The sequence below is a fragment of the Nocardia otitidiscaviarum NBRC 14405 genome (assembly GCF_000308635.1).
Taxonomy (GTDB): domain Bacteria; phylum Actinomycetota; class Actinomycetes; order Mycobacteriales; family Mycobacteriaceae; genus Nocardia; species Nocardia otitidiscaviarum.
On the sequence record NZ_BAGD01000024.1, the window covers coordinates 1 to 21,679 of the forward strand.

Genomic DNA, 21,679 nt, shown 5'->3' on the forward strand with positions numbered 1-21,679 from the left:
CCGCCGGTGACGACGGTGCCGCCCTCGGCGCGGGCGAGGTCGAGATAGCGCTCCACCCGGGCCCGCTGGCGCTCGGAGATCACCGGGCCGCAGACGGTTCCGGGCAGCGACGGGTCGCCGGGCGCGATGCCGCCGAGCGTGCGCGCGGCGATCTCCACCGCCTGTTCGTAGGTCGCGCGCGGGACCAGCAGCCGGGTGCTGATGGCACAGCCCTGCCCGGCGTGCACGCAGACGCCGAAGGCCGCGTAGCTCACCGCCGCCCGCAGATCGGCGTCGTCGAGCACGATGAACGCCGATTTGCCGCCCAGCTCCAGGAACACCTTCTTCAGGGTGGCGGCGGCGGTGGCCATGACCGCGCGGCCGGTCTGGGTGGAGCCGGTGAAGGAGATCATGTCCACGCGCGGATCGGCCACCAGCTGGGTGCCCAGGGCGTGGTCGTCGGAGGTGACGATATTGACCACTCCGGCCGGAATGTCGGTCTCCTCGGCGATGATCCGGCCGACGGCCGCCGCGCACCAGGGCGTATCGGGGGCGGGCTTGAGCACCACGGTGGTGCCCGCCGCCAGCGCCGGACCGAGCTTGGCGAAATTGATCTGGTGTGGGAAGTTCCAGGGTGTGATGGCTCCGACCACCCCGATGGGTTCACGCCGCACCCGGCGGGCGCTCTTGATGCCCATGGGCTCGGCGACGCCGAGATCGGTTTCCCACGCGTAGGTCTCGGCCAGGTCGGCGAAGTATCCCAGATCGCCGACCGGCCCTTCGAGCTGCGGACCGCTGGTGAGCATGCGCGGCGCGCCCGCCTCGGCGATGGTGATCTCGCGCAGTTCCTCGATGTGCCCGCGCAGCGCGTCGCGCAGCTGGCGCAGGCAGCGCGCGCGGAAGGCATGGTCGCGGGACCAGTCGGTGGTGTCGAAGGCGGTGCGCGCGGCGGCGATGGCCGCGTCCATATCGGCGCTGTCGGCATTGGCGGCCGAGCCGAGCGCCTCCTCGGTGGCCGGGTTGACGGTGGTGAAGACACCCGCGCCGCCCGGCAGCAGCTTGCCGCCGATCAGCAGCTGTGACCCAGCGCTGGTGACGAGGCCGTTCATCGGTAGCTCCTCTGCTGTCCGGACACGTGTACGGACTATATGTTCGGAGTTCGAAGCCACGCAAGAACTTGTTTCAGTATGACGATTCGGCCCCGGGCTCGCGATTTATCCGGAAATGGGCGAACCCGTTGTCTCACCCAGGCTGCTCCAGTACCGTACAGACACATGTCCAGCTATGTGTCTTCCATGGCGGGCGGGTGCCGACAGTGCTCGGTGAACGCGTTCTCGAACGGGAGGTGTGCGCGATGACAGCCGCATCACTGGAACCGCTACTCTTCGACCCCTACGACTACGCCGTCCACGAGGACCCGTACCCGCTGTATCGGCGGCTGCGCACCGAAGCGCCGCTCTACCACAATCCCGAGCTGGGTTTCTGGGCGCTGTCCCGGCACGCCGACGTCTCGGCCGGGTTCCGCGACAATATCGGCCTCTCCAGCGGCAACGGCGTCTCCCTGGACCCGGCGGCCTGGGGTCCGCACGCCCACCGCACCATGTCCTTCCTGGCCATGGACGATCCCGCGCACCTGCGCCTGCGCAAACTCGTCTACCAGGGCTTCACGCCGCGCCGGGTCACCGAGATGGGCGACCGCATCCGGGAGATCACCCTGCGCCACCTCGAACCGGCCCTGGCCCGTACCGATTTCGACTGGATCGACGACGTCGCGGGGCGGCTGCCCATGGACGTCATCTCCGAACTGCTCGGCGTCCCCGAGGCCGACCGCGCCGAGATCCGGCGCATGGCGGACCTGCTGGTGCACCGCGAGGACGGTGTGCTCGACATTCCGCCCGCCGCCATGGACGCCGCCCTGCACCTGGCCGGGTACTACGCCGAGATGGTCGCCGAGCGCCGCCGGTCCCGTACCGCGGATCTGACCTCCGCGCTGCTCGATGCCGACGCCGACGGTGACCGGCTCACCGACGAGGAGATCATCGGTTTCATGTTCCTCATGGTGGTTGCGGGCAACGAGACCACCACCAAACTCCTCGGCAATGCCCTGTACTGGGCGGCGCGCCACCCGGAGCAGTACGCCAAGGTGGCAGCCCACCCGGAACTGGTGCCGGACTGGGTCGAGGAGACACTGCGCTACGACGCCTCCACCCAGATCCTGGCCCGCACCGCCACCGCGGAGCTGAGCTACGCCGACGGCACCATCCCCGCGGGAGCCAAGGTGCTGCTGCTCATCGGCGCGGCCAATCGCGACGACGCCGTCTTCCACCAACCGGACCGCTACGACATCGAGCGCAGCGACAAGAGCGGGCTCATCAGTTTCGGTCGCGGCGTGCACTTCTGCCTGGGCGCGCATCTGGCACGGCTGGAGGCGGAGATCGTGCTGCGCGAATTCGCCACCCGGGTACGGGATTACGGCGTGGACGAGGCCGGGAGTGCGCGCGTGCACTCGATCAATGTGCGCGGTTTCGCGAAACTGCCCGTCACGGTGGAGGTTCGGTAATGCCCCGATTCGCACCCCATCCCGAGCGCCGTCCGGTGCTGATCGCCGGAGCCTCCTCCGGCATCGGTGCGGCCACCGCGCTCACCCTGGCCGAACAGGGATATCCGGTGGCGCTGGGTGCGCGCCGGGTCGACCAGTGCGAGGAACTGGCGGACAAGATCCGCGCCGACGGCGGCGAGGCCATCGCCCATCGGCTCGATGTCACCGACGGGGCGTCGGTCGACGCGTTCGCCACCGCCGCCGAGAATGCGCTCGGCCCGATCGAGATCGTCGTCTCCGGAGCCGGGGACCTGGAGTTCGGCCGGATCCACGCCACCGATCCGGACGTCTTCGACCAGCAGTTGCGCGTCCACCTCGGCGGTGCGCAGCGGCTGGCTCACCGGCTGCTGCCCGGCATGATCGAACGACGACGCGGCGATTTCGTGGTCATCGGCTCCGACTGCGCGGATCGGCCCCGCCCCGGTATGGCCGCCTACAACGCCGCCAAGATCGGAGCGGAAACCCTGGCGCGCCAGCTGCGGATGGAGTTGGAGGGCACCGGTGTGCGCGCCTCGGTGGTGCGGCCCGGCCAGACCCTCACCGGCATGGGGATGAACGCCGCGCCCGAGGTGGTCGGTCCGCTGCTGGAGGACTGGGTGAAGTGGGGCTTCGCCCGCCATTCGCACTTCCTGCGCGCCGCCGATATCGCGGCCGCCGTCGCCGCCGTGGTGAGCACGCCGCGCGGAGCGCATCTGGTGCTGGTGGAGGTCCAGCCGGAGGCCCCGCTCAGCGACGACGGGAGCCGGTGATGCGTCTCGTCGTGGATCTCGACCTCTGCCAGGGGCATGCGGTCTGCCAGGACGAGGCCCCCGAGCTGTTCGAGGTACCCAAGCAGGGGCAGGTGCGCATTCTGCGCGCCGACCCCGGTGCCGATCTGGAGGCGGCCCGCCTGGCCGTCCGCTACTGCCCGACCCAGGCGCTGTCCTTGGTCGACGACGACAAGGAGTCGTAATGCCTTTCCCACGTGCGGAACTCGATGAGATGGTGCGCCGCTGGGTGGAGGAGAACCAGCGCTGCGAGGCCCTCGGCGACTGGAAGCCACTGGCGCACTTCTACACCGAGGACGCCACCTACGGCTGGAACTATGGCCCGCAGCAGGAGTTCATGGCCGTCGGCCGCGATGAGATCCGCGATATCGCGCTCGGCCAGGAGATGTTCGGGCTGGAGGGCTGGACCTACCCGTATCAGGAATTCGTCGTCGACGACCGCAGCGGCAGCGTCATCGGCTTCTGGAAACAGGTCAATGAGAAGCACCGGCCCGACGGGCGGCCGTACAGCCCGGAGGGCATCGGCGGCAGCTGGTTCCGCTACGCCGGGAACTTCCAATGGTCCTGGCAGCGCGACTTCTTCGACTTCGGCAATGTGTCGGCGCTGTTCGTGGAGATGATGACCGACAACGCGCTCTCGCCCGGTATGCAGAAGCGCATCGAGCGGTCGGTATCCGGGCAGCCGCTGCCCGGCTGGTATCCGGTCGGCCAGGGGCCGGTCCCGCAATGGTGACATCGGTTCCCAGCCGTTTCGACAGCCTCTCCCGCGCGGAGCTGGCCGTGCTGGTGCCGGAACTGCTGCTGTGCGGTCACCTCATCGATCGCTCCGGCATGGCGCACACCATCGCCGCCTTCGGGCGCGCGGGAATGACGGCCGTGGCCATCGAGGAATGGCAGCTGGCGAGCCCGGTCTACTCGCGGCGCATGCGCGAGGCGATGCGCATTCCGGGCGACGGCGTGGACGCCGTCTTCAAGGCCATGCAGCTGGATATCGGCGCGCCACCGCAGTTCATGGACTTCCGGTACCGGGTGATCGACCACGACCACGGCGAATTCCATCTCGACCACTGCGGTGCGCTGGCCGATGTGGAGCCCATGGGGGAGGACTACGTGGTGGCCATGTGCCACCACATCGAGGACCCCACCTTCGACGCCACGGCCCTGGCCACCAACCCGCGCATCCGGGTGCGACCCGTGCACCGGCCGCCGCGGGTGCCCGCCGACCGGCATCCGGTGTGCGCGTGGACCGTCACCATCGACGACAGCCATACGCCGCCCCCGACCCCGGCCAATGCGCACCGCACCGCGAATTCCCGAGCGGCACTGCTGGAATTGCCGCCCATCGAACGGGAGGGCCCCGGGCTGCACGACTACGCCGGACCGCTGCTCGCCGATCTCCGCTTCGGTGACTTCTCCCGATCGGCGCTGGTCCGGATGGCCGACGAGGTGTGCCTGCAACATCACCTGCTCACCCTGGGCTTCCGGATCGCGCTGGCCGAGCGGGCTGACGAGCCGACCGCCCTGGCCATCGCGCGCAAACAGTTCACCGGTATCGCCGGACTCACCGCCGAGCGCATCCGACGCGCCCTGGGTCTCGGCGACGATACGGCGGCACTGGCGAAAGTGCTACGGCTGCATCCGGCCTGGAACCCGGCGGCCTACGTGGGAGTCGAGGTGGCCGTGGAGACCGTCGGCGGAAACCAGGCCGTGGAACTGCGGCTGCGCCGCGACTGCGACGCCGTCGCCGACGGCGCGTGGCCCGCACTGCTCGCCTCCGACCATCTGGAACCCCTCGATGCCATGGCGCGCGGTGTGAACCCGCGTTTCCACACCCGCCTGCGCGCGGCCGACGACGACCTGCTCGTCGTCGAGATCGCCATGGCCGCAACGCCGTTCCGGGAGGCCGACGAGGTGGCCGTCACCCGATTCAGCACCGGCGCGGACTTCACCTTCACCGAACACGGCAGCACCCCACTGCCGCTCACCACCGGATAGATCAGAAAGCGACAAGCCATGGCGTGTAATTTCGCCGATCTGTACGAGCACTCCGTCGACGCCATGCCGGATCGGGTCGCCGTCATCCAGGGCGACCGGCGGCGCACCTTCGATGAACTCGAGCAGCGCGCCAACCGGCTCGCCCATCATCTCGCCGCGGCCGGTGCGGGACCCGGCACCCACATCGGCTTCCTCATGCACAACAGCGTCGAGACACTGGAGACGCTGATCGCCTGCTTCAAGATCCGGGCCGTCCCGATCAATATCAACTATCGGTACCGGGCCGACGAGCTGCGCTACGTCTTCGACAACGCCGACCTCGAGATGGTGGTGCACCACCGCTGCTACGCGCCGCTGGTCGAAGAAGTGCGGCCCCAGGTGCCGTCGTTGCGGCACGCGCTGGTGGTCGAGGACGATCAGGGCGGCGCGGGGGCGGCGAGCAACTCGGTGCCCTACGAGCAGGCACTGGAGAACGGTTCACCGGCACGGGATTTCGGGCCGCGCAGCCCCGACGATCTGTTCCTGATGTACACCGGCGGCACCACCGGCCTGCCCAAGGGCGTCATGTGGCGGCAGGAGGACATGTGGCGCGTGCTCGGCGGCGGCATCGACTTCTACACCGGCGAACCCGTGGCCGACGAGTACCAGCAGTCCCGCACCGGCGCATCCGGGGACCAGGCCACCTGGTTCATCCTGCCGCCGCTCATCCACGCCGCCGCCATGATGCCCACCTTCACCGCGCTGTGGTCGGGCAATGCGGTGATCTTCGAACCGCGTTTCGATCCGGCGCGGGTCTGGCGGGTGGTGGCGCGGGAGCGACCGCAGGTGCTGGTCATCACCGGGGACGCCATGGCTCGACCGCTGCTGGACGCGTACCGGTCCGAGCCCACCGATGTCTCCGCACTGTGGGTGATCGCCTCCGGGGCGGCGCTGCTGTCGCAGTCGGTGAAGAACGAACTGCTCACCACCTTCCCCTCGAAGATGGTGTCGGATTCCATCGGCTCCTCCGAAACCGGTTTCGGCGGTATCGGATTCGCGCAGCGCGACGACGATCCGACGCGCGGGCCGCGGGTGAACGTCGGACGCGGGGCCGTGGTGGTGGACGACGACGGACGGCCCGTCGCGCCCGGTGGTGAGGGCTGGGTGGCCAAGACCGGCAATGTGCCCATCGGCTACTACAAGGACCCGGCCAAGACGGACAAGCTCTTCCGCACCGTCGACGGGGTGCGCATGGTCATCACCGACGACCGCGCCAAGGTGGAGCAGGACGGCTCGGTCACCCTGCTCGGACGCGGGAACATGGTGGTCAACAGCGGTGGGGAGAAGGTATTCGCCGAGGAGGTGGAGGCCATTGTCAAGGCGCACGAATCGGTTTACGACGCCATAGTCATCGGTGTTCCGCACGAGCGGTGGGGACAGCAGGTCGCCGCCGTGGTCTCCACCGCCGACGGAGCTGTGGACTTTCCCGCCCTCGAGCGGCACGTGCGCGCGCATCTGGCCGGATACAAGCTGCCGCGTCGGATCTGGGTGGCCGAGTTGGTGGTGCGGACGCCCAGCGGCAAGCCCGACTACCGCTGGGCCAAGGACTACGCCGCATCGCACGCGCCCGATTACGAGGTCGTATCCCGGTGATCGGGATATGTGTCCGGAACCCTGTACGAATGCTATGAGAACCTGTTCTAATTCCATCATGGTGGAGGCCCATACCGTTCTCGGGGAAGACGTCCGCATGCCGGTGGAAATCCGCGCCGCGGACACCAGTTCAGCGCTGTTCCCGGTCGACGCCGCGGCGGCCCGCGTGCTGCTCGCGGCCACCGGGCTGGAGCCGGTCACCGTGCTCGGCCGGGCGCTGTGCAATCTCGCCTTCGTGCGCTACGTCGACGGCGATCTGGGCCCCTACCACGAATTCGCCTTCTCGCTCATGGCGCGCCAGCCCGGCCGCAAGGGCAGCACCGGCGCCTACATCCACTGGCTGCCGGTGAACCAGAGCTTCACCTGCGCGGCGGGACAGGAGATCTGGGGATTCCCCAAACTCATGGCCGATATCGACATCGCGCCGACCCGGCGCGGCCATCGCTGCGAGGTGGCGGTGGACGGGCGAAAGGTGTTGGCGCTCAACGTGTCCGACGGCATCCCCGCGCCCGGCGCGGCGGGTGGGGCCTCCATCGACGCCTACACCTACCGCGACGGCGTCCTGCGCCGCACCCCCTGGGCCATGCATCCGGGCGGGGTGCGCATGCGGCCCGGCGGTGTCCGCCTCGAACTCGGTGATCACCCCGTCGCCGACGAGCTGCGCTCGCTCGGCCTGCCCCGATCCGCCCTCTTCGCCAGCCGAATCGGCGCGCTGCGAATGACTTTCGCCGACGCCACCACGGTACTGCCCTCCCGGGAGAACTCATGACCAAGACAGCACTCGTCACCGGCGCGGCCAGCGGTATGGGCCGCATGGTCGCCCAGCGCCTGGCCGCCGCGGGTTACACCGTCGCCGCCCTGGACCTCAATGGGGAGGGGCTCGCCGAGACCGCGCGGCGCTCCCCGAACATGCACACCTACACCTGCGACGTCTCCGACACCGATCAGGTGTTCGCGGTGGTGGAGAAGGTGCGAGCCGAGCTCGGCACTCTCGACCACGTGGTGCACGCCGCGGGCATGTGCCACGTCCACGCATCCGCGCTCGACCACGACGTGGCGCAGATCCGGAAGATGATGGACGTCAACTACATCGGCACCGTGAACATGTGCCAGGCCATCATTCCGGCCATGAAGCAGGCACGCACCGGCACCATGGTGCTGTTCGCATCGGTGGCGGGCTGGCTGCCCTCACCCGGTATGGCCGGGTACTCGGCGTCGAAGTTCGCGGTCGTCGGATTCGTGGAGAGTCTGTCCTATGAACTGCGCGACAGCGGCGTGCGCCTGCTCGCGCTGTGCCCGCCCATGGTGGAAACGCCCTTCCTGGACAAGGTTCGGGAAGAGAACGCCTCCGTCCTCGGCGGCGCGGGCGGGATGAGCCCGGAAGGAGTGGTGGACGCGCTGGAGCAGGCGCTCGCCAAGCCCACCAATCCACTGTTCGTCTTCCCGGGCCAGGCCAAACCCACCTACTACGCCCGCCGCTTCATCCCCGGCACGCTGCGCAAACTGGTCGCCAGCAAGGTCAAGCCGGTCGACTGACTCTCACACCGCGACCTCGTCGGCGAGGAACCCGCCGGACTGGTGCTGCCACAGCTTGGCGTAGGCCCCGTCGGCCCGCAGCAGCTCGGCGTGCGTACCCTGCTCCACGACGCGGCCGCGATCCAGCACCACCAGCTGATCCATGCTGGCCACCGTGCTCAGCCGGTGCGCCACCACCAGGGCGGTGCGGCCCGCCATCAGCTCCCAGAGGGCCTGCTGCACCAGCAGTTCGCTCTCGGAGTCCAGGGCGCTGGTGGCCTCGTCGAGCAGCAGGATGGGCGCGTCGCGCAGGATGGCACGGGCCAGTGCGACCCGCTGCCGCTGACCGCCGGAGAGCTTCACGCCGCGCTCGCCGACCAGCGTGTTCATCCCGTCGGGCAGTGAATCCGCGAATTCGGTCACGTGGGCGGCCTTGGCCGCGCGCATGATCTCCTCATCGGTGGCCTCGGGCCGGGCGAAGCGGATGTTCTCCCGCAGCGTGCGGTGGAACATGGCCGGTTCCTGTGGCACATAGGCGATCAGGCCGCGCAGCTCGGCCTGAGTGATCGTGGAGATGTCCTGGCCGCCGATGCGGATCGCCCCGCCCTGAATATCGGTCATGCGCAGCAGCAGTTGGGTGATGGTGGTCTTGCCGCCGCCGGAACGGCCGACCAAACCCAGCCGGGTGCCCGCCGGCACCTCCAGTTCCAAACCCTGGAACAGCGGTCGCGCACCCGGGTAGGTGAAGTCGACCTTGTCGAAACGCACGCTGAAATCCTTGGGGCGCAAGGGTTGCGGATCGACCGGATCGAGCACCTCGGGTTCGCGCAGCAGCAGTTCGGTGAACTGCGCTGCCTCGGTGAGCGAACTCTCCAGCCGCCGGTAGATCTGGTTGAACTGGAACATGATTCCCGTGGCGTTCCAGAAGTACGTGAACGCCACCAGCACCACCTCGACCCCGGCCTTGCCGCCCACCAGCCGCAGCGCCACCAGCAGGCCGAGCACATTGGTGAGCACGAACATGGGCGCGACCACGGTGTCGATGCGCAGATTGGCGTAGTCCCAGGAGATCAGCGTCTTGCGCCGCTGCTCGGTGACCCGTCTGCGGTGCTCGGCGGCCTCCTGGGGTTCCGCGGCGAAGGCGCGCACGGTCTGCATATTCGACAGGCTGTCGGCCACATGCCCCGACACCCGGGCGATGGACTCCTCCCGGGCGTCCACCAGGCGCTGGCGGCGTTTCACCAGCGGCGTGATGATCAGTCCGGTCGTCACGATCAGGCCGATCAGCACGAAGACCAGACGCGGGTCGTAGCGCCACAGGATCACCGAGGCGAAGAGCAACGGCACCAGCGCGGCGAAGATCTCGAAGACCAGCGTGTCCACGAACTGCTCGAAGCGGGTCGCGAAACTCAGCGATCGCTTGGTCAGCGACCCGGCGAAATTGTCGTGGAAGAACGCGGCGTCCTGCGCCAGCAGCCGGTCCATGGCCTGGATGTAGAGACTCTCGATGCCGAGTGCGTCGGCGCGGTTCAGGCAGTGAATGCCGATGCGCCAGCACACCTCCGACGCCAGCAGCAGCCCCGCCACACCCAGCAGGTAGGGCGCGACCGTATCGAAACTCGCATCGCCGGTGGCGGCGATCCTGGCGATCAGCCAGGCCACCACCAGGGGTGCGATGTACAGCTGACAGATATTGCCCAGCGCGGGCGCGAACAGCGCGGGTAGGGCGAAGCGCGGCCGCCTCGCCAACTCCCGGAAGTAGTAGCGGAGAACCAGCCTGACAGCGGGTGCGCGGGTAGCCATCCGCCTCCTCTCGAATCGTGTTCGAGCACAAGCCCCGTCCTCCGAACAGCGCCGATCGGCGTCCCGGTGTGCCTGGTGGCCGGGACGCATGCGAGAAGGGGGAGCCTCCATGCTGCCCCGCCTGCCCCGGTTCGGCCACCGAATTTCCGAACCACGATCCGCCTGTGGCCCGCACGTCCGCGATCTCCGCTGGCGGCGCGCCCGGCCTCGTCACACACCGACGGCCCCCGCCCGGCAGGGCAGGGGCCGTTCCTCGGCTGGTTGTAACGCGCTGTTGTAACCCTCAGCGTCCTTGGAAGTTCGGCTTGCGTTTCTCGGCGAAGGCGCGCGGTCCCTCCTTGGCGTCCTCGCTGCGGAAGACCGGCAGCCCGACCTTGGCGTCGATCTGGAACGCCTCTTCCTCGTGCATACCCTCGGTATCGCGCATGACCTTCAGAATGGCCTGCACGGCCAGCGGTCCGTTGTTGTTGACGAGTTCGGCGATCTCCAGGGCCTTGTCCAGCGCGGTGCCGTCCGGCACCACATGGCCGATCAGGCCGAACTCCTTGGCCTCGGCCGCGGTGATGTGGCGACCGGTCAGCAGGATCTCGGCGGCCAGGGTGTAGGGGATCTGCCGGGGCAGTCGCACCGCCGACCCGCCCATCGGGAACAGGCTCCACTTCGCCTCGGACACACCGAATTTCGCGCTCGCACCGGCGATGCGGATATCGGTGCCCTGCAGGATCTCGGTGCCGCCCGCGATGGCGGGGCCCTCCACCGCGGCGATGAGCGGCTTGGACAGCCGGTAGCCCTTGAGCAGGCCGGGCATGCGGGTCGGATCGAAAGAGCTCCCGGCGGTCATATTGTCGCCCGGATTGGACCTGGCCATGTTCTTCAGGTCTGCGCCCGCGCAGAACGCTCCGCCCGCACCGGTCAGGATGCAGGACCGGATCTCCGGATCGCTGTCCACGCGCTGCCACGCCTCGGCCATGATGGACAGCATCTCGCCGGTCAGCGCGTTCTTGGACCGGGGTCGGTTCATGGTCACGATCAGCGTCGCACCCCGCTGCTCGACCAGGGCGTGCGGTTCCTCGGTGCCGTCGGTGTTGCTACCTGTTGCAGCGGATGCGGTGGTCATCGTTGGCCCTTCTTGTCCTTGCGTTACCGGAGATTCTGGGACGAAAGTACCCGGCGGCGTTGTACAGAACAATAACGTGTTCTAGTTTGGAACGTGGTGACCGCCGTCACGGGCGGGGCGAGCATTGGAGAGAGGTCCCCATGGACACAACGAGTACGCGCAGTGAGTCGCGGGCGAAGCTGCCGCCGCGGATCACGGAATCCTTGATCAACCGGCTCACCGCCATGGTGACCGCGGGTCAGGCGGGCGAACCCCGCGAACCGTACGAGATGATCGAGGTCTATACCGGCGATATCGTCGGCGAACTGCCGCAGTCCTCGCCCGAAGACGTCGAGAAGGCCGTCGCCACCGCCCGCGCGGCACAGCGCGAATGGGCCGACTGGCCGCTGGAGAAGCGGCTCGCGGTCTTCGAACGCGCCCACGAACTCATTCTCACCGAGATCGAGACCCTGGCGACGCTGATCCAGATCGGCTGCGGCAAGTCGCGGCGCATGGCCATCGAGGAAGTGTGCGACACCCCGATGGTCATCGCCCACTACCTCAAGACCGCGCGCAAGGTGCTGAAGTCGAAGCGGCGCACCGGGCCCATGCCGATCATCACCTCCTCCACCGAGGAACACCGGCCCAAGGGCGTGGTGGCGGTGATCGCGCCGTGGAACTTCCCGTTCGCCATCTCCATGTCGGACTCCACCCCGGCGCTCATCGCGGGCAACGGCGTGGTCATGAAGCCGGACAACAAGACCGCGCTGTGCACGCTGTACGGCATCGAACTGCTGCACAAGGCCGGTATGCCGCGCGGGCTGGTGCAGGTGGTGTGCGGCGGCGGCCCCGACGTCGGCCCCGCCCTCATCGACAATGTCGACTTCGTCATGTTCACCGGCTCCACCGCCACCGGGCGGGTCATCGGCGAGCAGGCCGGACGCAACCTCATCGGATGCAGCCTCGAACTCGGCGGCAAGAACCCGATGATCGTGCTCGACGACACCAACCTCGACGAGGCCATCCCCAGCGCCATCTTCGCCGTCTACGGCAACAGCGGGCAGGCGTGTATGCATATCGAGCGCATCTACGTGCACGAACGCATCCACGACGAATTCCTGCGCCGCTTCGTCGCCGCCGCGAAGGAACTGGGCGACAAGGCGGGCGCGACCTACGACTTCGGCCCCGAATTCGGCTCGCTGGTCTCGGTGGACCACATGAACCGGGTGGCGGCGCACGTCGACGAGGCCCGCGCCAAGGGCGCGACCGTACACACCGGCGGCAAGGCGCGCCCCGATATCGGGCCGGCCTTCTACGAGCCGACGGTGCTCACCGGCGTCACCCCGGAGATGGAGCACGCCACCAAGGAGACCTTCGGCCCCGTCGTCGCCATCTACAAGTTCGATGACGAGGCCGAGGCGATCCGCCTCGCCAATGCCACCACCTACGGACTCAATGCCAGCGTGTGGGGCGGCGACCTGGACCGCGCTCGCCGCGTGGCCGAGCGGCTGGAGGCGGGCAGCGTCAATATCAACGACGGTTTCGTGACCACCTATGCCGCCAAGGGCACGCCGTCGGGCGGGGTGAAGCAGTCCGGTGTGGGTACCCGGCACGGCGCCGCCGGGCTGCTCAAGTACACCGACACCATCAATATCGGCGTGCAGAAGAAGCAGATCCTCGCCGCGCGCTCGGGGATGCCCTACGAGAAGCAGCTCAAGAGCACGCTGGTCACCCTGCGGCTCATGAAGAAGCTGCGCATGGGCTGAGGTGCGCCCGCCCGCGCTAGCGCCAGCCGGTGATCTCCACACCCTTGGCGACATCGACGCGGAAGGAGAGGTTCACCGTCTCCGTCTCGCCGGGCGCGATCTCGAGCTTCCAGGTGATCTCGCCCAGGTCGGTGGTCTCCGCCGGCGTGGGGGAGGTGCGCACATCCTTGACGGTGATGGCCTCGTCGCGCGACACCGGCGACTGGTCCAGGACGGTGACGGCGATCGCGGCGGGCGTGTGATTGGCGATGGTGGTGCGGTATTCGGCCTCGCGGCGGCTGGTGCTCGACAAGGTGGCCTTGCTCGCGGTGCGGCGCACCAGTTTTCGCTCGATGCGAATGCGATCGTCCACGCCCAGCGCCAATTCCAGCTCCTCGCCGGGAGCCCAGGTGTCGATGCGCGTGCTGCCGACGAACTCGTCCCCACGGAAGATCGACGCCTTGCCCGCGCGCAGCGTGTGTTCGGAGTTGTTGGTCACCTCGGCGCGCAGGTATGCCTCCTCGGCCTGGACCGGGGCGGTGATGTAGCCGAGGTCCGCGGGAAACTCCAAGCGCGCCAGCGTGGCCCGGTGCCCACGAGCTCCGGTGGGGATGGCGGTGGGGCGCACGGTGCGATAGGTGCTCGCCGTCGCGCCCTGCTCCAGATCGGCGAACTCGTCGGCCATCGGTGCCATGGCCGCCATCTCGACCTCGTCGGCGGCACCGGCGAATGTCATGGCGGGGCCCGCCGCCCGAGCGCGCATCGCCATTCCGGGCGCGGGCGGCGCGCCCACCGGCAGCGGCCGGTTCCGGTCGAGGAACCACGGCCGCAGCTCCGGCACCGTCACGGTGACCGCCGGGCGCGCCGTGGACAGCGACAGCTCGCACTCCGGCCAGTTCTCGCCGGTGCGCTGGGTCACCAGGCCGTACCACATCACCTCGACGTCCCTGTCACCCACGCGAACGTCGTACGCCGGTTCCCAACTCGCGTTCTCGACCACGTAGGAAAGCTCCAACTCGGCCGCACCCGTGCCGGTCGCCTCCAGCTCGACCACGACTTCCATACTGTCCCTGCTGGATTGGCGACCCATCGACTGGATGCGGCGATCCAGGGCGTCGAGCTCCTCCTGGGCTTCGTCGCGCCGGACGGTGATCGCCCGCCGCGCCTTCAACGCCTGCGCCAGCTGCGCGTCCAACGCGCCGCCGACCGTCGCGATCCGGCCGGGCTCGGCCTTACCCTTCGCCAACGCCTGCGCGAAACTCTCGGCACTGCTGCGCGCCAGCTCGGTGAGCATCTCGACCTTCGTCGCCGCGGCCTGCTCCTCATCGGCGATGCCGTCGATCGTGGCCTGCAACGCCTTCCGCTGCGCGGTCAGCTCCCGTCGCTTGGCATCGGCCGGATCGGGGTGGTGCGCGGTCCGCGCATCCACCCCGACGATCCGGGCGGGCCCGGCCCCGGTGACCCGCACCGACTCCGCGTCCAGCGCCACCGGCAGCCCGGCGAATACGATGCGCGGCCCCTCGGCCACGTCGAACTCGGCCCGCCGGGTGACCCTGGCCTGCTGCGGATACACGGTGACGGCGACGATCGGCGCGGTAACGGTCGGCATGCCGCCGAGGCTAGTCCGCCGTCAGCGTGAATGCCGCCGTCCGCACCACATTCCCGTGCCGGAAGTCCAGGAACAACCGGTAGGTACCCCGTCCCGGCACCGCGGTGTGGAAGGCGACCTCCGGCCCCGCGGCCGTAACCCCGTCTCCCGGTTCACCATTCGGATGCACGTGCACATAGGCGAGATCACCCGCCCGCAGAATCACCAGGTGACCGTAGGCCGCCAGATACGGCTGGAGATCCGTCACCGGCACACCGTCCTTGCGCACGGTGAGCGTGAGCAGCCGCCCCGCACCCGCCTCCAGATCGCCGTCCAGGGCGACCTCGTACCCGTCGACGTCGGCGGTGCGCCCGGTAGTGGGCACCGGCCGCGGCCGGTAGTCGCCCGCGACGGCGAAGTCCGCCCCGAGCGTGATGGTCTTGCCCAGCGCCGTCGGCGCGATATCGGTGAACGCCCGATAGGCCCCGGCCTCCGGCAGCGTCAACCGCACCTCCCAGGTCCCGTCCTCGCCGCGCACCGGATGCACATGCCAGAACCCGTCCAACTCCCGCCGCACCACGATCAGATGCAACTCCCGATCATGAATCGGCGCGAACTCGGTCACCGCCTTCCCCTCCGGCCCCACGATCCGGAACCGAAAGTCGACTTCCCCTGCGCGAACGATGTTCTCGACCAGTTCGAGCGTGTACCCATCCTGAGTCACCTGCAACCCGCCCGGTGCGCCATGAGCGGCGTGATCAGCATGCCCGGCGTGATCGCCGTGCCCGGCGTGGTGCTGGTGTCCGGCATGGTGTCCCGTGCCGCCGTGAACCCCCTGGTCGGCGTGGGTGGTGTGCACCGCATGCCGCGAGTGTGTGGCGTGTCCCGCATGGGCGGTGTGCTGAGCGGTCATGGCTGGTACCTCCGAACAGTGCCTTCTTCGTTGTGATCAAAGTATACCCCCTAGGGGTATGTTGCAATGGGTCGATTCTGTGAGGTGAACCACGACCGAACCGCTTCCGTGTGTCTTCGCGTGTCGGCGGAACGTCCGACGTGCCGGCCGAGGTGCGCCGGAAACAGATGGTGTGCGTTTCGACCGTCGACGGTCCCGCCGAACAGCCGCTGACCATCGTCCGAGCCGCGCTCGACGTCGCCACCGAGGAAGGGACCCCGATTCTCACGGAGGTCTACGAGCGAGCGGGCAACTGGCGCGTCCGCGCGGTCGGACAGGGATATTCGACCGATCTGGCGGTGCTCGCGCGATCGTATGGAGTCGAAGTGAGCGACTAGGTCGGTGCCGGACCGTATCGAAAAAATTTTTCGCGGACAGCGATGAGTCTTCGGAGAGTGCTCCGTCCTATCTGTTGAACGCGCTACCAACCCGGCGCGACCGACCAGAAGGACCAGACATGACCACCGCCAACCCCTCCGCGAACTTCTCCGACGCCGCCTACCGTCCCGGCAAGATCCGCAACCGCGTCCTGTGGACCCTGCAGATCGTGCTCGGCCTGTTCTTCATCATCGCCTCCGGCGGACCGAAGCTCGTCATCCCGAACACCCTGATGGACAACGCCCCCGAGAACCTGACCATCCCCCTCGGCCTGCTCATCTTCATCGGAGTCGTCGAGGTCGCGGGCGGTATCGGCCTGATGGTTCCCCGCCTGAGTGCCCTGGCCGCCGCGGGCCTGTCCGTTCTCACCGTGCTCGCCGCCGGCACCCAGGCATTCATCGCCGACGCCCCCGAGATGTCGATCTTCCCCCTGGTCCTCGCCGCGATCTTCGCCTGGATCGCCTACGAGCGCCGCGCCACCATCACCGACCTGCGCAAGTCGCTCTCGCGATGACAAATCCATGAACACGACCGGCGATCGGTGGGTGACCACCGATCGCAGTCGCGTGTCCGGGGTCGATCGCCTGTCGGGTTGGCGGCAATCGACCCACATGGCCAGCTGGCGCCACGCCTATCCGAGCGGGGCGCCAGCTGGCCATCGTGTGTGCAGTGCGCGGCAACCGTAAATGAGTGCCCGGCAACACGTTGCGTCGGGGTTGCGGCCACCGGTGTATGCGGGAGGGGAACTCGGCGCCTTCAGGGCTGGTGGTGATGGTGTCGCCGGTGGGGGTGCGCAATTGGGTCCGCCGGTGGTGGGGTGTTGACCAGGGCACCGGCAGCCGCCCAATCTCGATCGGCGATGCCGCGCAACGGTCACCGATTCCACCGAGATGCTCGTATGGGGCTTGCGATGGATCAGGAACGGTCGGCCCGTGGATTTGCGGGCCGTTCGCGGCTCAGTCCGCCACCGGGGGAGCTGCTCTGTCCCAAGCCGTTTCGAACTCTTCTGCCGCGATCTGCGAGTCAACCAGATCCGGATCCCACAAGTCGATCGGCGGATTGAGAGGGAAGTCGTCGAGGCCGGTCCGAATCGCTTCACCGTTGTCGCGTATCTCGACCTGGCGGGTCCGATAGCCATGGGTGATCTCGGTCAGGTAATCGGCGGCGGGGACACCGTCCTCGCCCTCCCAACGCTGGCGCGTATACAGCACCTCGCGGTCGGCCAGCATCCCGAAACCCGCCCGATTCCGCTGGCTGAGCCGTTTGGCGCGAAGGCTGTTCAGCGCGGAATCGACAGGGCCATCAATATCGACCTCGTCCAGGCCCCACCCCTGGGCATCCGCCAACCGCTCCCCATCCGCGACGACCCGCGTCTCAGCGAAAGTCTCCGCGACCTCACGCGCTGAACGCGCGTGCACCCACCACCAAAGACCACCCATCCCGTAGTCATGACACACGAGGAAACGTTGCTTCGCTGCCTTGTCGGCATTCATGGTCACAAGCGTAAACAGCAAGCGCGTAGTCGACCTCGCGAGCGCCGGCCGGTTCGGCCAACGAATTATTCATCGAGGCAGTCGGTTTCGATCGCATCAAAGACTCGTGATCACTTACCGACGACGGAAGCCCCAAGCTCTAGCCATCGGCGAGCAGGTCGCCGGCCGGGTCGCGTTCTTTCTGTGAGTCGCCGACGTCAACGGGGCCTACCGGCGGATGGTCGAAGCCGGGGCGGAATCCGATCTCCCCCGGCCCGACGCTGGACCGACAGCAGGCCGACACCAGCGACAATCGCCTGGCTGCGCTGGCGAATCAGGCCGTCTCGAACGCCCGCGAGGGTCGCCGTGGTCCCTCCTTCGTGCTCGCTCGGTAGCGCTAGGATGCAGTGACAATCGGTCGGTCATATCCAGTACGACGACGCTGCGGAGTTACCCCCGGTGCGCCGCATCACACCGGACACCACGACCACCATTCGCGGACTCCTCGGTGACGGTGAGGGCCCGGCGACACAGCAGACCAGTAGCTGTCGCCTGTTCCGGAACACCTGGCCGCACCCTGACCATGAACAGCAAACAGCCCCTGACTATCGATAGTCAGGGGCTGTTTCTTGTGTCTCAACCACACAGTCGGGGTGACAGGATTTGAACCTGCCAACCTGACTGATCTTGCCAACGTCTTGATGTGCCGAAATCCGTTGCCTGCCAGGTAGAATCAATGCGAACCATCTGACCACGAGGGTCGCGAGTGGACAGATGTTGACCGTTGTCAGGCAGAGATTAGGCACGCAAATGGCACAGACGAAACGGGCGTTCGGCGCTCCCCGCAAGACATCCTCGGGCCGATGGCAGGCGCGCTACACGGGGCCGGACGGACAGCAGCACAAGGGGCCGCGCACCTGGGAATCGAAGGATGATTGCATCGGATGGCTATCCGAGGAACGGAAGCTGATCGAGCTGGACGCGTGGACGCCCCCGGCAGAGCGGCAGCGTGCTGAGGAGGCGGCGAGGGCCGCGCAGGTGCTCACGGTGCGCCGCTACTGCAATACGTGGCATGAGGAGTCGGAGGGTCGCCTCAAGCCGCGTACGTACAAGCTGTATCGGGGCTACCTGGACAACGTGATTCTGCCCGAGTTAGGGGATGTGCCGCTGGACGAGTTGACCTTGCCTCGGGTGCGGGCGTGGTTCACCAGGCTCGGTCGGTTCCCGACGCGCAATGCCAACGCGTACTCACTGCTGCGGACGATCATGAGGCAAGCGGTGGAGGATGAGCTGATTCCGGCGAATCCGTGCCGTATCAAAGGGGCTGGGTCAAAGAAGCGCACGGTTGAGCCGATTGCTCTGTCGGCAACCGAGATTCGCCAGCTTGCCGATCAGATGCCGGAACGGTGGCGAGCACTGGTGCTGGTCGCTGGTTTCAGCGGGTTGCGGTGGGGTGAGGTGAGCGCGTTGCGGCGTGGTGATTTCAAGCTCACCGGAACGGATTGCGAGGTTACGGTGACGCGCGCGGCGGTGCGGATCAAGAAGGATGTGATCGTGGGTAGTCCGAAGACCAAGGCGGCCCTGCGTACGGTGTCGCTGCCTGCGCCGCTTCGGAAAGTGTTGGCGGCCCATCTTGTCGCGTATGCCGCCAGTGGCCGTGACGGCCTGGTGTTCCCGTCCGATCGCGGCGAAGTGCTGCACGCGAACACGATTCGCAAACGGCTGAAGAAGGCCGCCGAGAAGATCGGGTGCCCGACGTTGCGGTTCCATGACCTACGGCATTCGGCGGCAACGCTATTCGCACAGCAGGGCGCAACGTTGTCCGATCATATGGCGTTCATGGGGCATGCCAGCGTCGCGATGAGTCAGCGGTACGTACAGTCCAATGCCGCGCGCAACCGAGAACTGGCGCAAGGCATGTGGGCCGCCTAGCAACTCGGCAACGCTCCGCATGCGAGCCTTCAGTACGCATAACGGGGCGTACTCCTACCCGATCATGCCAATTTGCGCGAATTGTGATGAGTGTCATACGTGCCATAGGTCCGGGGTTGCCGCAAGTGGCCTGGTAGGATATTGAGGCAGAGCGCAATTCGGCGTTCTATTCAGTCAAAGGCATGCTCCGCGCGTGCGAGATTCTCAGGCTCACACCTATGCGCGCCCTTTTGACCCTCTCCACCAACAAGGACAACTGAATATGGCAACCATGACATACACCCACCCTCGTTATGTGTCACTCGACCAGGCGGCAGAGGCATGGGGTGTTTCCGTGCGCACCATTCGCCGCCGCATTGCGGATGGAACCATTACCGGCTACCGGGTTCCACATACGCGGGCCATCCGCGTGGACATGAACGAACTCGATTCGATCATGAAGCCCATGCGCTGAACTTCTTTCGATCGCTAGATTCCGTTGAGATCAAGAAAGTGACGCCGTGAAGCACGGATTCATAAGGCTGCCCTACGTGGTGCAGGATGCTGCGCACTACGAGAAGAGGATAATCTCAGGCACAGCAGTGCTGGTATATGCGGCACTTCTACGACATGCAGATTGGGAGTCATGGGAGGCATGGCCGTCGCGCCGCACCCTCGCCAATGAGGTCGGCGTGAAGCAGGCGAAATCGATCGACTCATATATTCAGGAGTTGGTCAACGCTGGTTTCCTCGAGAAGATTCCGCAATTCGAAAGTGGCAACGGTACGTGGTCCACGGCACGCGACGACACTCACGTCGAACAGTGCAGCAACCGTTACCGGCTATTGGCAAACCTGGACCTGAGCGCGAACAGTCCGTCACGGAAGCGGGGCGAGGGTAGCCCCGCCAAGAGGATGGGGGCAGTCTCGCGGAAGGAACGGGGGGTAGTCCAGCAGAAAGGACAAGGGGTAGTCCTCCAAGGGGGACACAAACAAGAATCATTCAAACAATATCCATCTCAACGAGATTCGCGGAACGAGACGCGCGCGACTGCTCGTCCCTCCAGCGCGCGCCCGACACTCACGCCCTCGCCTTCGGAACCTCAGCCCTGGCACCCAGACGAGTACGAGGGGCAAGGAATGAGATCTATTCCCGGAACGTGGGAATCGGACATACCGCACGGTTCACTGGGACCGTTCCCACACTCTTCTCACGTCCCCGAACGCACGCGCGAGACGAACGATTGGTCGGAACCTCCGTTCTGACTCGGAAACACCACGAAAGGAATGGGAAATGAAACCGGTTACCTCACTTCCCTCACGCATCCCGAATGACCGGCGTGGCTGGCTCACGTTCACCACTGAACTCCCCCCGCTGCTGCAAAACTCCGAGGACGCCACACAGGCAGCCGATTTCGATGCCTGCCCACGCGACCGCATCCGACCCGCGACCGATACCGAGAAACAGCTGTTACGGGCACTGGGACTCGCACTGCCCGAAGACCAGCCCGCAGCGACCGACGCTGACCGACTGCACACGAAAGTGGAATGGCTGGCACCGACATTGCGACGGCGCACCTGGCCAGCACTGTCCGATCAAACCCCCGACGCGTAAAACCGATCCCCACACCGAGGACCAAGAAATGAATAGTAAAACCACAACGGTGAGCACCGCAACCGATTGCGACACCCTGAACGCCGCCGTGAGCCACGAAACCGCTACCACTGACCATCCAGTCGCCCCGGACACTCCCGAGGGCACTGCCGAGAACGTGGGCGAGAATCCCAAGGGCGAGAATCCCAATGCCGAAGCGGCGAAGTGGCGACGCAAGCTGCGCAACGCTGAAACCGCACTCGCCACCGCGCACGAACGCATCGCCCGCTACCAGCGCGCCGCGATCGAACAGGCCGCGTCCACCACGTTGTCGGTACCGAGTGACCTGTTCGATGTCGGAGGAGTCGAGCTAACCGACCTGCTGGACGACAACGGCGACCCTGACCCCGACAAGGTTCGCGCTGCCGTCCGAGAACTGGTGGCCCTCCGTCCACGACTGAGCAAATACGCTGCCGGACAGACTCACCCCAACTGGGGCCAAGGCCAAACCGGTGGAACACGCGGAACCGGCAAAGGGCACTGGGGCACGCTGCTGAAAGGCTGACCGACGCAATTCATCTAGCCAGTGCCATATCCGGTATCAGATAATTGAAAAGGGATCGCGGGCAACGGTGTTGCTCGCGATTTCCACCG

The 21,679-nt window shown here is 67.0% G+C and carries 23 protein-coding genes; 17 read left to right on the forward strand and 6 right to left on the reverse strand.

Going from position 1 to position 21,679, the window contains the following annotated elements:
* Positions 1–1,088, reverse strand: a 1,088-nt coding sequence (locus tag ON31_RS02260; protein ID WP_039808809.1) for an aldehyde dehydrogenase family protein, incomplete at its 3' end; no start/stop codon positions are given.
* A 245-nt stretch (positions 1,089–1,333) separates the two neighbouring features.
* Between ON31_RS02260 and ON31_RS02265 the strand changes: the two genes are divergently transcribed.
* From ON31_RS02265 to ON31_RS02300, 8 genes are read left to right on the forward strand one after another with little or no spacing between them, the layout of a single operon-like run.
* Positions 1,334–2,539, forward strand: coding sequence for a cytochrome P450 (locus tag ON31_RS02265; protein ID WP_029932779.1), 1,206 nt, complete (start codon positions 1,334–1,336; stop codon positions 2,537–2,539).
* Positions 2,539–3,327 (forward strand): SDR family oxidoreductase, encoded by a 789-nt coding sequence (locus ON31_RS02270; protein WP_039808811.1) that lies wholly within the window; start codon positions 2,539–2,541, stop codon positions 3,325–3,327. Before ON31_RS02265 ends, ON31_RS02270 begins: the two co-directional genes overlap by 1 nt.
* Positions 3,327–3,530: a ferredoxin gene (locus tag ON31_RS02275; protein WP_029932777.1), complete on the forward strand. Its 204-nt coding sequence runs from the start codon at positions 3,327–3,329 to the stop codon at positions 3,528–3,530. Before ON31_RS02270 ends, ON31_RS02275 begins: the two co-directional genes overlap by 1 nt.
* On the forward strand, positions 3,530–4,078 hold the full coding sequence (locus tag ON31_RS02280) for a nuclear transport factor 2-like protein (RefSeq protein WP_039808813.1): 549 nt from the start codon (positions 3,530–3,532) through the stop codon (positions 4,076–4,078). The genes ON31_RS02275 and ON31_RS02280 overlap by 1 nt, the downstream gene beginning before the upstream one ends.
* A complete protein-coding gene (locus ON31_RS02285; RefSeq protein WP_039808815.1) occupies positions 4,072–5,340 on the forward strand; it encodes a hypothetical protein in 1,269 nt (422 codons plus the stop codon). The genes ON31_RS02280 and ON31_RS02285 overlap by 7 nt, the downstream gene beginning before the upstream one ends.
* 18 nt (positions 5,341–5,358) lie before the next feature.
* Entirely contained in the window at positions 5,359–6,972 is a 1,614-nt protein-coding gene (locus ON31_RS02290) for an acyl-CoA synthetase (RefSeq protein ID WP_039808817.1), read from the forward strand.
* 58 nt (positions 6,973–7,030) lie between these two features.
* Complete coding sequence (locus tag ON31_RS02295) at positions 7,031–7,741, forward strand: acetoacetate decarboxylase family protein (RefSeq protein WP_051036705.1); 711 nt, start codon at positions 7,031–7,033, stop codon at positions 7,739–7,741.
* A complete protein-coding gene (locus ON31_RS02300; RefSeq protein ID WP_039808819.1) occupies positions 7,738–8,508 on the forward strand; it encodes an SDR family NAD(P)-dependent oxidoreductase in 771 nt (256 codons plus the stop codon). The genes ON31_RS02295 and ON31_RS02300 overlap by 4 nt, the downstream gene beginning before the upstream one ends.
* Before the next feature lie 3 nt (positions 8,509–8,511).
* Here the strand turns inward: ON31_RS02300 and ON31_RS02305 are convergent, their stop codons facing one another.
* Positions 8,512–10,290 (reverse strand): ABC transporter ATP-binding protein, encoded by a 1,779-nt coding sequence (locus ON31_RS02305; RefSeq protein WP_039808821.1) that lies wholly within the window; start codon positions 10,288–10,290, stop codon positions 8,512–8,514.
* A gap of 283 nt (positions 10,291–10,573) precedes the next feature.
* Positions 10,574–11,407 carry a crotonase/enoyl-CoA hydratase family protein gene (locus tag ON31_RS02310; protein WP_051036707.1) on the reverse strand — a complete coding sequence of 278 codons (834 nt, stop codon included), beginning with the start codon at positions 11,405–11,407 and terminating at the stop codon, positions 10,574–10,576.
* Between the two features lie 140 nt (positions 11,408–11,547).
* Here ON31_RS02310 and ON31_RS02315 point away from each other — a divergent pair, with 140 nt between their 5' ends.
* Positions 11,548–13,152, forward strand: coding sequence for a succinic semialdehyde dehydrogenase (locus tag ON31_RS02315; RefSeq protein ID WP_051036710.1), 1,605 nt, complete (start codon positions 11,548–11,550; stop codon positions 13,150–13,152).
* 16 nt (positions 13,153–13,168) lie between these two features.
* On the opposite strand, the gene ON31_RS02320 is transcribed toward ON31_RS02315, so the two are convergent.
* Positions 13,169–14,740, reverse strand: coding sequence for a DUF4139 domain-containing protein (locus tag ON31_RS02320; RefSeq protein ID WP_039808823.1), 1,572 nt, complete (start codon positions 14,738–14,740; stop codon positions 13,169–13,171).
* A gap of 10 nt (positions 14,741–14,750) precedes the next feature.
* Positions 14,751–15,443, reverse strand: coding sequence for a DUF8832 domain-containing protein (locus ON31_RS02325; protein ID WP_255221954.1), 693 nt, complete (start codon positions 15,441–15,443; stop codon positions 14,751–14,753).
* Positions 15,444–15,464: 21 nt separating this feature from the next.
* Here ON31_RS02325 and ON31_RS37690 point away from each other — a divergent pair, with 21 nt between their 5' ends.
* The 3 genes from ON31_RS37690 (at position 15,465) to ON31_RS02335 (ending at position 16,563) form a co-directional block, all read left to right on the forward strand.
* Complete coding sequence (locus tag ON31_RS37690; RefSeq protein ID WP_255221955.1) at positions 15,465–15,668, forward strand: hypothetical protein; 204 nt, start codon at positions 15,465–15,467, stop codon at positions 15,666–15,668.
* 131 nt (positions 15,669–15,799) lie between these two features.
* Entirely contained in the window at positions 15,800–16,009 is a 210-nt protein-coding gene (locus ON31_RS02330) for a TerD family protein (protein ID WP_081592171.1), read from the forward strand.
* Between the two features lie 119 nt (positions 16,010–16,128).
* On the forward strand, positions 16,129–16,563 hold the full coding sequence (locus tag ON31_RS02335) for a DoxX family protein (protein ID WP_039808829.1): 435 nt from the start codon (positions 16,129–16,131) through the stop codon (positions 16,561–16,563).
* 442 nt (positions 16,564–17,005) lie between these two features.
* Here the strand turns inward: ON31_RS02335 and ON31_RS02340 are convergent, their stop codons facing one another.
* Positions 17,006–17,542 (reverse strand): hypothetical protein, encoded by a 537-nt coding sequence (locus tag ON31_RS02340; protein WP_039808873.1) that lies wholly within the window; start codon positions 17,540–17,542, stop codon positions 17,006–17,008.
* 789 nt (positions 17,543–18,331) lie between these two features.
* On the opposite strand from ON31_RS02340, the gene ON31_RS02345 reads away from it, so the two are divergent.
* From ON31_RS02345 to ON31_RS02360, 5 genes are all read left to right on the forward strand, one after another.
* Positions 18,332–19,453 (forward strand): site-specific integrase, encoded by a 1,122-nt coding sequence (locus ON31_RS02345; protein ID WP_039808874.1) that lies wholly within the window; start codon positions 18,332–18,334, stop codon positions 19,451–19,453.
* Between the two features lie 262 nt (positions 19,454–19,715).
* A complete protein-coding gene (locus ON31_RS02350) occupies positions 19,716–19,907 on the forward strand; it encodes a helix-turn-helix transcriptional regulator (protein WP_039808831.1) in 192 nt (63 codons plus the stop codon).
* A gap of 79 nt (positions 19,908–19,986) precedes the next feature.
* Positions 19,987–20,697 carry a helix-turn-helix domain-containing protein gene (locus tag ON31_RS38485; protein WP_370450454.1) on the forward strand — a complete coding sequence of 237 codons (711 nt, stop codon included), beginning with the start codon at positions 19,987–19,989 and terminating at the stop codon, positions 20,695–20,697.
* Between the two features lie 28 nt (positions 20,698–20,725).
* Positions 20,726–21,046: a hypothetical protein gene (locus ON31_RS02355; protein WP_039808833.1), complete on the forward strand. Its 321-nt coding sequence runs from the start codon at positions 20,726–20,728 to the stop codon at positions 21,044–21,046.
* A 49-nt stretch (positions 21,047–21,095) separates the two neighbouring features.
* Positions 21,096–21,590, forward strand: coding sequence for a hypothetical protein (locus ON31_RS02360; protein WP_039808835.1), 495 nt, complete (start codon positions 21,096–21,098; stop codon positions 21,588–21,590).
* Positions 21,591–21,679: the final 89 nt, after the last annotated feature.

Bases quoted from the DNA above. Each gene is read 5' to 3' on its own strand.
- ON31_RS02265 (WP_029932779.1), top strand. From the start codon at position 1,334: ATGACAGCCGCATCACTGGAACCGCTACTCTTCGACCCCTACGACTAC.
- ON31_RS02270 (WP_039808811.1), top strand. From the start codon at position 2,539: ATGCCCCGATTCGCACCCCATCCCGAGCGCCGTCCGGTGCTGATCGCC.
- ON31_RS02275 (WP_029932777.1), top strand. From the start codon at position 3,327: ATGCGTCTCGTCGTGGATCTCGACCTCTGCCAGGGGCATGCGGTCTGC.
- ON31_RS02280 (WP_039808813.1), top strand. From the start codon at position 3,530: ATGCCTTTCCCACGTGCGGAACTCGATGAGATGGTGCGCCGCTGGGTG.
- ON31_RS02285 (WP_039808815.1), top strand. From the start codon at position 4,072: ATGGTGACATCGGTTCCCAGCCGTTTCGACAGCCTCTCCCGCGCGGAG.
- ON31_RS02290 (WP_039808817.1), top strand. From the start codon at position 5,359: ATGGCGTGTAATTTCGCCGATCTGTACGAGCACTCCGTCGACGCCATG.
- ON31_RS02295 (WP_051036705.1), top strand. From the start codon at position 7,031: ATGGTGGAGGCCCATACCGTTCTCGGGGAAGACGTCCGCATGCCGGTG.
- ON31_RS02300 (WP_039808819.1), top strand. From the start codon at position 7,738: ATGACCAAGACAGCACTCGTCACCGGCGCGGCCAGCGGTATGGGCCGC.
- ON31_RS02305 (WP_039808821.1), bottom strand. From the start codon at position 10,290: ATGGCTACCCGCGCACCCGCTGTCAGGCTGGTTCTCCGCTACTACTTC.
- ON31_RS02310 (WP_051036707.1), bottom strand. From the start codon at position 11,407: ATGACCACCGCATCCGCTGCAACAGGTAGCAACACCGACGGCACCGAG.
- ON31_RS02315 (WP_051036710.1), top strand. From the start codon at position 11,548: ATGGACACAACGAGTACGCGCAGTGAGTCGCGGGCGAAGCTGCCGCCG.
- ON31_RS02320 (WP_039808823.1), bottom strand. From the start codon at position 14,740: ATGCCGACCGTTACCGCGCCGATCGTCGCCGTCACCGTGTATCCGCAG.
- ON31_RS37690 (WP_255221955.1), top strand. From the start codon at position 15,465: ATGAGCGGCGTGATCAGCATGCCCGGCGTGATCGCCGTGCCCGGCGTG.
- ON31_RS02330 (WP_081592171.1), top strand. From the start codon at position 15,800: ATGGTGTGCGTTTCGACCGTCGACGGTCCCGCCGAACAGCCGCTGACC.
- ON31_RS02335 (WP_039808829.1), top strand. From the start codon at position 16,129: ATGACCACCGCCAACCCCTCCGCGAACTTCTCCGACGCCGCCTACCGT.
- ON31_RS02340 (WP_039808873.1), bottom strand. From the start codon at position 17,542: ATGAATGCCGACAAGGCAGCGAAGCAACGTTTCCTCGTGTGTCATGAC.
- ON31_RS02345 (WP_039808874.1), top strand. From the start codon at position 18,332: ATGGCACAGACGAAACGGGCGTTCGGCGCTCCCCGCAAGACATCCTCG.
- ON31_RS02350 (WP_039808831.1), top strand. From the start codon at position 19,716: ATGGCAACCATGACATACACCCACCCTCGTTATGTGTCACTCGACCAG.
- ON31_RS02355 (WP_039808833.1), top strand. From the start codon at position 20,726: ATGAAACCGGTTACCTCACTTCCCTCACGCATCCCGAATGACCGGCGT.